General features: G+C 61.8%; 11 protein-coding genes. 5 read left to right on the top strand and 6 right to left on the bottom strand.

The annotated features are described in order from the left end of the window. Positions 1-99: 99 nt before the first annotated feature. Positions 100-1,287, bottom strand: a complete 1,188-nt coding sequence (locus ACYP01_RS18500) for an inorganic phosphate transporter (protein ID WP_047270833.1) — start codon at positions 1,285-1,287, stop codon at positions 100-102. Positions 1,288-1,474: 187 nt separating this feature from the next. Between ACYP01_RS18500 and ACYP01_RS18505 the strand changes: the two genes are divergently transcribed. Beyond that, positions 1,475-1,870, top strand: a complete 396-nt coding sequence (locus ACYP01_RS18505; protein ID WP_459681645.1) for a PPOX class F420-dependent oxidoreductase — start codon at positions 1,475-1,477, stop codon at positions 1,868-1,870. A gap of 96 nt (positions 1,871-1,966) precedes the next feature. Continuing rightward, entirely contained in the window at positions 1,967-2,425 is a 459-nt protein-coding gene (locus ACYP01_RS18510; RefSeq protein WP_459681648.1) for a DUF5994 family protein, read from the top strand. A gap of 679 nt (positions 2,426-3,104) precedes the next feature. Here ACYP01_RS18510 and ACYP01_RS18515 read toward each other — a convergent pair. Then, the gene (locus ACYP01_RS18515; protein ID WP_054826291.1) at positions 3,105-4,046 is read right to left on the bottom strand and encodes an alpha/beta fold hydrolase; all 942 of its coding nucleotides are present in this window, start codon (positions 4,044-4,046) and stop codon (positions 3,105-3,107) included. Positions 4,047-4,156: 110 nt separating this feature from the next. Between ACYP01_RS18515 and ACYP01_RS18520 the strand changes: the two genes are divergently transcribed. Together ACYP01_RS18520 and ACYP01_RS18525 are read left to right on the top strand one after the other, a co-directional pair. After that, the gene (locus ACYP01_RS18520; protein ID WP_459681650.1) at positions 4,157-5,122 is read left to right on the top strand and encodes a helix-turn-helix transcriptional regulator; all 966 of its coding nucleotides are present in this window, start codon (positions 4,157-4,159) and stop codon (positions 5,120-5,122) included. A gap of 122 nt (positions 5,123-5,244) precedes the next feature. Continuing rightward, complete coding sequence (locus ACYP01_RS18525; RefSeq protein WP_459681652.1) at positions 5,245-5,865, top strand: YdeI/OmpD-associated family protein; 621 nt, start codon at positions 5,245-5,247, stop codon at positions 5,863-5,865. 144 nt (positions 5,866-6,009) lie between these two features. Here the strand turns inward: ACYP01_RS18525 and glnA are convergent, their stop codons facing one another. Continuing rightward, complete coding sequence (gene glnA / locus ACYP01_RS18530; protein WP_003941609.1) at positions 6,010-7,446, bottom strand: type I glutamate--ammonia ligase; 1,437 nt, start codon at positions 7,444-7,446, stop codon at positions 6,010-6,012. 213 nt (positions 7,447-7,659) lie between these two features. On the opposite strand from glnA, the gene ACYP01_RS18535 reads away from it, so the two are divergent. After that, positions 7,660-8,133 carry an RDD family protein gene (locus ACYP01_RS18535; RefSeq protein WP_459681654.1) on the top strand — a complete coding sequence of 158 codons (474 nt, stop codon included), beginning with the start codon at positions 7,660-7,662 and terminating at the stop codon, positions 8,131-8,133. Between the two features lie 73 nt (positions 8,134-8,206). On the opposite strand, the gene ACYP01_RS18540 is transcribed toward ACYP01_RS18535, so the two are convergent. From ACYP01_RS18540 to lipB, 3 genes are all read right to left on the bottom strand, one after another. After that, complete coding sequence (locus ACYP01_RS18540; protein WP_003941625.1) at positions 8,207-8,962, bottom strand: DUF4191 domain-containing protein; 756 nt, start codon at positions 8,960-8,962, stop codon at positions 8,207-8,209. 76 nt (positions 8,963-9,038) lie between these two features. Next, the gene (lipA, locus tag ACYP01_RS18545; RefSeq protein WP_003941610.1) at positions 9,039-10,049 is read right to left on the bottom strand and encodes a lipoyl synthase; all 1,011 of its coding nucleotides are present in this window, start codon (positions 10,047-10,049) and stop codon (positions 9,039-9,041) included. Positions 10,050-10,100: 51 nt separating this feature from the next. Then, a partial coding sequence (gene lipB, locus ACYP01_RS18550) for a lipoyl(octanoyl) transferase LipB (protein WP_459681657.1) occupies positions 10,101-10,713 on the bottom strand: 613 nt, incomplete at its 5' end.

Genomic DNA, 10,713 nt, shown 5'->3' on the forward strand with positions numbered 1-10,713 from the left:
AGATCGCCGGTAGTCCGGCGCCCAGCAGGAGGCCGACCAGTACGACCTGCCAGAGCGAGTCGACGGTGTTTTTCAAGATATCCATGTCGATTCCCTCTTTCAGGCTTTGACGTCGGTGGTGACGCGGGCGTCCGGACCGGGGACCTCTGCGGGTACCAGGCCGCCGTCCCACTCGGCGTTGACGTTGCTCGGATCGATGGGCTCCTTGCGGGAGCGCAGGTACATCCAGCCGGCCAACGCGATGAGCACGGCGAAGACGACCAGGACACCGGGCAGGCCGCCGACGATGTCGGCCAGTCCCCAGCACAGAGCGCCGACGATCGCAGCGGACGGGAGAGTGATCAACCAGGCGACCGCCATACGTCCGGCGACGCCCCAACGAACCTCGGCGCCCTTGCGTCCCAGACCGGTTCCCATGATGGAACCCGTCGCCACATGGGTGGTCGAGAGGGGAAGGCCGAGGTGGCTGGAGGTGAGAATGATTGCAGCAGAGGATGCTTCGGCTGCCATGCCCTGGGGTGCGGCAATCTCGACAAGTCCCTTGCCGAGCGTGCGGATAACTCGCCAACCGCCGAGGTAGGTTCCGGCAGCGATCGCGAGCGCGCAGGTGAGCTTGACCCAGAACGGCATGTCCGCGTCGGCGGAGATGGTTCCGTGGGCTACCAGGGCGAGGAAGATGACGCCCATGGTCTTCTGTGCGTCGTTGGTGCCGTGGGCGAGGGAAACGAGTGAAGCCGAACCGATCTGGCCGAGTCGGAAACCTTTGTCCTTGGTTTCTTCTCCGACGTTGGAGGTGATGCGGTAGATGAGCCAGGTGCCGGCCGCGGCAACCAAGCCGGCTACGACGGGAGCGAGAACTGCGGGGATGACAACCTTGCTGAGGACGCCGCTCCAGGCGACACCGCTCATTCCGAGGGACGCGATTGCGGCGCCGATCAGTCCGCCGAACAGCGCGTGTGAGGAACTCGAGGGGATGCCGAGCAACCACGTTGCCAGGTTCCAGATGATGCCGCCGACAAGGCCGGCGAAGACGATGGTGAGCAGCGCTTGGCCACCCACATTTCCGAGGTTCACCACACCCTTGGCCACGGTGGCAGCAACCTCTACCGAGAGGAAAGCTCCGACCAGGTTCAAGGAAGCAGACAGAGCGACTGCCACCTTGGGCTTGAGGGCGCCGGTTGCAATCGACGTGGCCATAGCGTTGCCAGTGTCATGAAAACCGTTGGTGAAGTCGAACCCCAGAGCGGTTACGACGACGACGAGGAGAACGATGAGTTCCGCATTCACGAGAAGTCATGTTCCAACACCGGCGGGCCACAAATCGACCTGAGACGGGGTCGTTCCGCGACATTTCCACCACTCGGCACCTGTTGTTCACCTTCGTCCGGATAATTGTCCGTTTTGAAACTCCTGGGGTAGAGAAAATTCATTCGCGTGCATGGTCGTGGAGGTTGTGGAGGCATACGCTCGTTTCATGTCCCTGGGCGAAGAGAAGACGATCTCGGTCACCACATTCCGTAAGAGCGGTGACGCTGTGGCCACGCCGACCTGGGTCGTGCCGCTGTCTGACGGACGTATCGGGTTCTGGACTTCCTCGAAATCGGGTAAGGCCAAGCGGCTGCGGAACAACACACGGGTTTCCGTCGTGCCATGCAACAATCGCGGAAAGGTTGCCGACGGTGCGTCGCCGGTCACCGGGACCGCTCAGTTGGTGAGCGGTGGAGCTGAATTCGACGAGATCCGCAGCAAAGTCAAAGCGAAATACGGTGTGATGGTGCCTATTTCGAAATTCTTCAACACCCTCGGTCACATCGGTAATGGTCCGTTCCCGTACGGCGACACCGGCGTGATCATTTCCGTCGACGCGTAGTCGGGATTGCGTAGCGGATTAGTCTGAAGGTATGGAACCCACGACCGGGCACCTCTGCCTGACGGTTCCACGAATCCTCCGTCAAGGAGCCTCGTCATGGCGCACATCAGCACTCTCGACTATGCAATGGAAGCGCCGCAGCGCCATGTCGGGCAACCTTTCCCGTCGCCGACGCGGACTCCGCGATTCCTGCTTCGTGGGCAAGGTGCCGTCAAGGCATCGGTTGACGGCGCGTGGTTCCCGTGGACCACGAACGTCACGGCGGAGCTTCACGATCTGATATCCGCACTTTCGTTGCGGCTGGGGCCGATCGCGAGGGTTGCGTTCGACTGGAACACGATCAGTAGCGCGCAGCGTCGTATCGACGAGGTCGACGGACTGGAAGTGCGGGGTCCGTACCCTGGCCAGCCCCACGATTTGATGTATTTCGACGACATCTATGGTCGTCAACTCGTTTTGATGATGATTCCGCCGTACACGGATCCGGACCGCGCGTACGAGATCATGCGGCGGTTGGTTGATCCTGGCCGCAGCGAAACCTATCGGGTGCAGTGAGATTTTTCTGACGTGCGGGGTCGAATCTCTCGATTCCTGAACATGCGTCCAGTTTGTCTGGTTTGATGGTTCTCGTAACCACGATCTCAGGCGCATTCCTTCAGGTCAGCGCTTGGGCGCGGCAGCTTGACTCCCTGCCGTGTCGTCGGTCCGGCATGTCCACCACCCTCCCACTGTGCGTGAGCGCCGGACCAGAGGAAGCCCCGCCCTCCCCACGGGGGTGGGGCTTCTACTCTGTTCGGGCTGTGCGGCGTTCGCATCGCCGAATCCGCCCGCTTGTTCGGCAGTTCGGGACGCGCTGGCCCGTAGCATCGCCACTGTGTACATTTCCCTACTCGGTGCGGCGGGGCTTCAGGACTGCGCCGACAGTGGAATGGACTGCATGGACGGATTTGGGGCATTCGTTCTTCTGTACGGCGGCGGATTCATTCTCGCCTTGATTTGGATTTCCCTGTGTCTTGTCGGAACGGCCGATGTGGTTTCCGTGTCCGGGCGAGTCGGTGTGTGGCGCGCTGTCGCCTTCTCTGTCGGGATTTGGCTTGTGCCCATCGTCGGGTTGAGTGCATGGTTTGTTTACCGACGCTCTCGCCAAATCTCGAAGAAGGTCGGTCCGGATCAAGCCCCCTACTGGACTTGAATGAGACTGACATTTTCACTGAGACCGCACCTAGCCTTGAAACTATGTGGCATCCTGCCGCTGCAGCCAGTTCAAGATCGCTTGGTTGGTCTCTTCGGGTCTTTCTTGTTGGATCCAGTGACCGCAGTCGAGATTGACTACTTCCACATTGGGCACGAACTCTGTCAGGTTCTCAGCTCTCGCGATCGCGTCACGGTCGCCGTAGATCATGAGTGTGGGCTGTTGGATGATCGGGTCCACCTCCGCCAGCAGATGCCAGTTGCGGTCAAGGTTCCTGTACCAGTTCACACTGCCCGTGAATCCTGTCGATTCGAAGGCGGAGACGAAAACGGCCAATTCTCTATCGCTCATCAGGGGCTCACCGAGTGGTGTCTCTGCTTTGGCGAGATCGATCAGCGCCATACCCGGCTGAGGTTCCCTGAGGGGTTCGTTCTTCCGGTACAGGTTGCGGAGGAACCGGAAGGTGTTGTCTTCGAACACCGCGTCCGCGACGCCCGGCTGTCGATTGAAATGGACGAAGTAGAAATCACCGCCAAGCACGGCTTCCATGAACTCAATCCACGGCTGCTCTCCGCGATCCTGGTAGGGCAGGCTCAGGTTGATCACTTTGTTTACCCGGTCCGGGTGCAACAGGGTAAGGCCCCACACGACAAAGGCACCCCAATCGTGACCGACAAAGGTGGCATCGTCGTAGCCGTAGTGATCGAGAAGTGCGATGAGATCACCCGCCAAATGTTCGATGTCATAGTCCGTCACTTCGGTCGGGCGTGATGAATTGCCGTAGCCGCGTTGGTTCGGGACGATGACGTGGTAGCCCGCCTCGACAAGGGCGGGCACCTGGTATCGCCAGGAATAGGCGTGCTCTGGCCATCCGTGACACAACACGATGGGTTTCCCGGCATTGTGTCGCCCTGCTTCGAAGACTTCGAGTTCCACGCCGTTCACTGGGATGAGGACGGGCCTGGGGAAGTCGGATGGATTCACGGATGCTCCTTTGAGTCGAGTACCGATCTCGTGTCTGGATCGACCGGTTGCTCCGACGATAGGGAGCATCGTGGACACATAAAGTCCTAGATCGCTGGCAATCTGAAGAAATGCGGAACGATCCCACAGGCCGAGCACTGCAACTGCTCTCGCTCCTTCAGACTCATCGCTTCTGGCACTGTGCCGAACTTGCCGCACGACTCGATGTCACGCAGCGGACGGTGCGCCGCGACATCGATCGCCTACGCGACCTCGGCTATCCGGTCGATTCCACGTCCGGAAAATACGGGGGCTACCGACTTGCAACGGGGGCGCACGTGCCGCCCCTGATCCTCGACGATGACGAGTCCGTGGCGGTAGCCGTCGGACTGCGCTACGCCGCCGAGGCCGCCATCGGAGGCATCGAAGAAACGTCGCTGCGCGCGCTGACGAAGATCGAAACACTCCTGCCCCATCGACTACGCCGACGTGTGTCGGCACTGCATTCGAGCGTCAGTTCCATGCGGCGGGCAGATGACGACATCGTCGATCCCGAAGCACTCAGTGTGCTCGCTGCGGCATGTCGCGACCACGAGCACGTTCGTTTCGACTATCGGCGAGGTGATGGCGAGAGCAGCAGACGGCTCGTCGAGCCGCACCGCCTTGTCACGGCGGGACGTCGTTGGTATCTCGTAGCATGGGACCACCATCGTTCGGATTGGCGAACATTTCGACTGGACCGGCTCTCGGAGCCCTGGCTGGCAGGCAGTCATTTCACTCCCCGCGAGATACCGGGCGGTGACGCGGCAGGCTTCGTCGCGAGATCAGTGGGCTCGCCACCCCGTCACCACGATGCAAAACTCGCCATCGAAGCCACGTTCGCCGACCTCGCGGGCGTACTCAGATGGATTGACCACACACCGATCGAGGTGGCAGCGGACCGCTGCCTTGTCCAGATCCGCAGCGAGGATCTCGGCAGGCTCGCCATGACGGTTGCGCGCATTGCGCTCACCGCCCCAGTGGTCGTCATCGAACCAACCGAGCTTGCCGACACCGTCAGTCGGCTCGCCCTTCACCTCAGGGTCTCGCCACCATGACAGTCAGAAGAGGATTGCGCGACAAGACCATTCACGTCCAAGTTGCCGCGGGGACGTGTTCCCTGCGCAGGCCCCTCGTCTATCGAGACACGTATCCGATTCCCTCTAGGCTTGGAGAGTAAGTGACCGATTCGAAATCATCGCCGCCGGCTTCCGTCCACCCCCAGACGTGGAAGTTCGACTACCCGATCATCCACGCCGAGACTCGCGAACAGTGGCGAACTTGGTTGACGGACAATCACACGTCAGGCCGCGGAGTGTGGTTGTGCTCCTGGCGCACCACCACCAGCCGACCACGCTGCCCCTACCCTCAGGCCGTTGAGGAAGCGATCTGCTTTGGGTGGATCGATTCCACCAACACCGTCTTCGACGAAGAGCGCAATTTGCAACTGTTCACACCGCGGAGACGCAAGAGTTCCTGGACCCGACTCAACCGCGAACGCGCAGCTGATATGGAGGCGCGTGGCCTCATGACCGCTGCTGGTCGTGGTGCCATTGCTGCCGCGAAATCCACTGGTTGGTGGACGATTCTCGACCAAGTCGAAGACCTCGAGGAACCATCTGACTTGCAGGCGGCGCTGGACCTGGACACGCAAGCGCGAAGCAACTGGGACAGTTTTCCGCCCAGCGCCCGCAAACAGATGCTGTGGTGGATCGTCAGTGCCGCTCGAGACGCAACACGGGCAGGTCGAATCGCCCATATCGTCACCAATGCGGCCATCGGTCAACGTGCCCGCGGCTGATCCGCGATTCGACCGCGTCCGGTATGAAGGCCGGTCATCATCTGTCCGAAGGATCTCCCTCGGACCGAAACAAGTCCACCCGCCCCGCAGAAGCGGGACGGGTGGACTCGGTACTCGCAGGTCTGACTTACGTCAGGATGCGGATCACACGTCGTAGTAGAGCTCGAACTCGTACGGGTGCGGACGCAGGTTGACCGGAGCGATTTCCTGCTCGCGCTTGAGCGAGATCCAGGTCTCGATCAGGTCGGTGGTGAAGACGCCACCCTCGGTCAGGTACTCGTGATCGGCTTCGAGGCGGTTGATGACCGTCTCGAGGCTGGTCGGAGCCTGCGGGATGTTGCGAGCCTCCTCCGGGGGAAGCTCGTAGAGGTCCTTGTCGACCGGAGCCATCGGCTCGATCTTGTTCTTGATGCCGTCCAGGCCGGCCATCATCTGTGCAGCGAAGTTGAGGTACGGGTTACCCGAGGAGTCGGGTGCGCGGAACTCTAGACGCTTTGCCTTCGGGTTGTTGCCGGTGATCGGGATACGGACAGCTGCCGAGCGGTTGCGCTGGCTGTACACGAGGTTGATGGGGGCTTCGTAGCCCGGCACCAGACGGTGGTACGAGTTGATCGTCGGGTTGGTGAAGGCCAACAGCGACGGAGCGTGGTGCAGGATGCCGCCGATGTAGTGGCGCGCCATGTCCGAGAGGCCTGCGTAGCCGGACTCGTCGTGGAAGAGGGGCTTGCCGTCCTTCCACAGGGACTGGTGGACGTGCATGCCCGAGCCGTTGTCACCGAAGAGCGGCTTCGGCATGAAGGTTGCGGACTTGCCGTGCTGCCAGCAGGTGTTCTTGACGATGTACTTGAACAGCTGCAGGTCGTCAGCAGCTGCGAGCAGCGTGTTGAACTTGTAGTTGATCTCCTGCTGTCCGCCGGTGCCGACCTCGTGGTGGCCGCGCTCGAGCTCGAAGCCTGCGTTGGTCAGGTTGGTGGAGATTTCGTCGCGCAGGTCCACGTAGTGGTCGTACGGAGCGACGGGGAAGTAGCCACCCTTGGCGCGAACCTTGTAGCCGAGGTTCGGGGAGCCGTCGGCGTTGGTCTCTGCGCCGGTGTTCCAGGAACCGGAGATGGAATCCAGTTCGTAGAAAGCGGAGTTCATGCCGGAGTCGTAGCGAACCGAGTCGAAGATGTAGAACTCGGCCTCGGCGCCGAAGAATGCGGTGTCCGCGATGCCGGTGCTGACCAAGTACTCCTCGGCCTTGCGGGCAACGTTGCGCGGGTCGCGGCTGTAGGACTCACGAGTGAACGGGTCGTGCACGAAGAAGTTGATGTTGAGGGTCTTCGCCTTGCGGAAGGGGTCGATCTGCGCCGTGGTGACGTCGGGAAGCAACATCATGTCGGACTCGTGGATCGACTGGAATCCGCGGACCGAAGATCCGTCGAATGCGAGGCCGTCCTCGAACACGTCCTGGTTGAAAGCAGACGCCGGGATCGAGAAGTGCTGCTGGACGCCGGGCAGGTCGCTGAACCGAATGTCGACGTACTCGATGTTCTCGTCCGCGATGTACTTGATGACCTCTTCGGCCGTGGTGAACGCCACGCTTGTGCTCCTTAAGTCGCTTCAGCCAAGTGATGTCGGTTGAATCCGTCGAGGCAGACGGTAGGGAGCTGGTGTTGCCCGCTCGTCAACCCTTTGTTTCGGCAGTGTTACGCGTCGCAGCATCCTGGGGATTTCCGAAGCCCATGTGACCGGCCACACAGTTAAAACCCGGCAAATCTGGACTACGGTGCTGCGACGCCTATCCTGGACAGCATGGCACGTATCACCGGAACTTGGCTCTCTGGGCCGCAAGCAGCTTTGCCGAAGAGCGCGGACGGCCGTGAGCAGTCGTACCGTGGCGAGCTCCTCGGTTTCCCTCAGGAGGGTCCGGGTTCGCTGGTCGGTTCGGGCCGTCGTATCGCGGCACTGTTGGTGGATTGGGTGATGGCTGTGGGAGTGGCCTCGCTCATCACCGGTGACTTCTTCGACGGTATGACCTCGACTGTCACTCTGATGGTGTGGTTCGCCGTCGGTGTCGTCACCGTGGCTCTGTTCAACTTCACCCCGGGGCAGTTCGTCCTCGGACTTCAGGTTGCGCGTATCGAAGGCCCGATCCGAGTGGGCTTCGTGCGCGCGCTCGGACGTCAGGCACTGCTTGTGTTCTTGATTCCCGCGACCATCACCGACATCGACGGTCGCGGTATGCAGGACCGCGCGACCGGCACTTTGCTCGTGAAATCGCGCTGACACAAATCTCTCGAAGTAAAGAAAGACCCGGGTCCGTGTGGGCCCGGGTCTTTCGTTTTGCTGTGGGGGAGTGTCAGCGACGACGAATGGTTCGCTGCATTCCCTTCATCTTCGCGCCTCCGGGCATCGGGCCCTTGGGAAGCGCTGCTCCGCCGCCGCGTGCGCTCAGTGCAGCGAGTCGGCCTTCGATGTTGTCCATGCGCTTTGTGTCGATGTTGCGAGGCAGCTTGTTCAGGTAACGCTGAAGCTGCGAGAGCGGAACTTGGCCCTCGTCGTTGCCGATGATGATGTCGTAGATCGGGGTGTCGCCGATGAGGCGGGCAGTCTTCTTCTTCTCCTGCGCGAGGAGGCCCTTGACGCGTTGCGGCGAACCTTCGGCGACGAGGATGACACCCGGCCGTCCGACGACGCGGTGAACGGCATCGAGTTGGGTAGTGCCGGCGACGGCATTCGTGACGCGCCACGCACCCTGCATGTTGTCGAGCGCCCACGCAGCGGCACCAGCCTGACCTTCAGCCTTCTTGTACACCGATTTCTGGACGCGACGACCGAAGATGATGAAGGCGCCGAGGAGACCGAGAACGATGCCGATCGGCAGCAGGAACCACTGAAGGCCCCAGATGAGGCCGACCAGGAAGAAGACCAGAGCCGCACCGACGAGGGTGCCGATCATCAGCGGCAGGAGGAGCTTGTCGTCCTTGCGCTGCATCTGGAATGCCTGCCAGAGCTGAGTTCTACGTTCCTTGGAAGCCTGCTTGCGGGCAGCCTTCGCTGCAGCCTTTGCCTCTTTGGTGGGTTTGCCCTTACCGGATTTGCTGCCGTTCGCCATGTACCCAGGATACGTCCATTGCTGTGCGCCTTTACTAACCGCCCGCGGTTAATAAAGGCGCACAGCAAAAAGTGGATCAGCGATTCAGGCGCGCCATGAGTGAGCTGGCTTCCTGGGAAGCGTCGCCGCCCTCGGTCAGATGACGCTGCGCCTCGGGAAGTTCACGGCCGTGATGTGCCATGGCCTGCGCATACAGGCGGCCGGCGCGGTACGACGAGCGAACCAACGGACCGGCCATGACGCCGGCGAAGCCCATCTCTTCTGCAGCCTTCGAGTGTGCGACGAACTCTTCGGGCTTGACCCACCGCTCGACGGGGTGGTGCCGGGGCGAGGGTCGCAGGTACTGGGTGATGGTGAGGATGTCGCAACCGGCGGCGTGGAGATCTGCCATCGCCTCGGTGACCTCTTCAGGGGTTTCGCCCATGCCGAGGATCAGGTTGGACTTGGTGACCAGTCCGTAGTCGCGTGCTGCGGTGATGACGTCGAGGCTGCGCTGGTACCGGAATGCCGGACGGATCCGCTTGAAGATGCGGGGGACGGTCTCGAGGTTGTGTGCGAGTACCTCGGGGCGTGAGGCGAAGACCTCGTCGAGCAGTTCGGGCTTGCCGTTGAAGTCCGGAACCAGGTTCTCGACACCGGTGCCAGGGTTGAGTTCGTGGATCTTGCGGACGGTCTCGGCGTAGAGCCAGGCGCCGCCGTCGGGAAGGTCGTCGCGGGCGACGCCGGTGATCGTGGAGTACCGAAGGCCCATGGCCTGAACGCTTTCCGCGACGCGACGGGGCTCGTCGCGGTCGAGGGCTTCGGGCTTGCCGGTGTCGATCTGGCAGAAGTCGCAGCGGCGTGTGCACTGCTCGCCGCCGATCAGGAACGTGGCTTCGCGGTCTTCCCAGCACTCGTAGATGTTGGGGCAGCCCGCTTCCTCGCAGACGGTGTGCAAACCTTCACGCTTGACCAGGCCCTTGAGCTCCGTGTACTCGGGGCCCATCTTTGCTCGGGTCTTGATCCAGTTGGGTTTGCGTTCGATGGGCGTCTCCGCGTTTCGGATCTCGAGACGGAGCAGCTTACGTCCTTCTGGGGCGATAGTCACGACAGTGATCCTACGCCCGGTGATTACTGCAACGGGGTTTGGGCGAGCCCGTCAGCTGTACTGAACGGTAGTAAAAGTCGGAGTAGGCGAGGCGCTTTCGAAGGTGACGCGCTCGACGTTCCGTTCGGTGACGGGCATGGTTCCGTCGAGAGCAGCGATCACTGCCTCGGTCACAGCGGGAGTGACTTCGTCCACGGTGACGTCGCGACCGAGTTCCTGCGACAGTGTCGTGACCCCGGCGTCACGGATGCCGCAGGGAATGATGTTGTCGAATCCGGTCAGGACCGAATTGCAGTTCAGGGAGAAGCCGTGCAGTGCCACGCCCCGTTGGACGCGCACGCCGATGGCAGAAACCTTGCGCTCGGGCTTCCATTGCCCGTTTGCGAGTGCGGCGGGCAGCCAGACGCCGGAGCGGCCGTCGATGCGCCCGCAGTTCAGGCCGAGGTCCGTGCACACCGTGATCAGTGCTTCCTCGATGCGTCGGACATACCGCACCACGTCGATGGGCTCGGCCAGTTTCACGATCGGATATCCCACCAGCTGGCCGGGGCCGTGCCAGGTGATCTTCCCGCCGCGGTCGACGTCGATGACAGGCGTGCCGTCGACGGGACGATCTTCGGGTTCCGTGCGTCGTCCTGCCGTGTACACCGGCGGGGGTTCGAGG

This window comes from Rhodococcus sp. no. 34 (genome assembly GCF_054589475.1).

Coding starts and splice junctions, on each gene's coding strand:
- ACYP01_RS18505 (WP_459681645.1), top strand. CDS start 1,475: ATGTCCCTGGGCGAAGAGAAGACGATCTCGGTCACCACATTCCGTAAG.
- ACYP01_RS18510 (WP_459681648.1), top strand. CDS start 1,967: ATGGCGCACATCAGCACTCTCGACTATGCAATGGAAGCGCCGCAGCGC.
- ACYP01_RS18520 (WP_459681650.1), top strand. CDS start 4,157: ATGCGGAACGATCCCACAGGCCGAGCACTGCAACTGCTCTCGCTCCTT.
- ACYP01_RS18535 (WP_459681654.1), top strand. CDS start 7,660: ATGGCACGTATCACCGGAACTTGGCTCTCTGGGCCGCAAGCAGCTTTG.
- ACYP01_RS18540 (WP_003941625.1), bottom strand. CDS start 8,962: ATGGCGAACGGCAGCAAATCCGGTAAGGGCAAACCCACCAAAGAGGCA.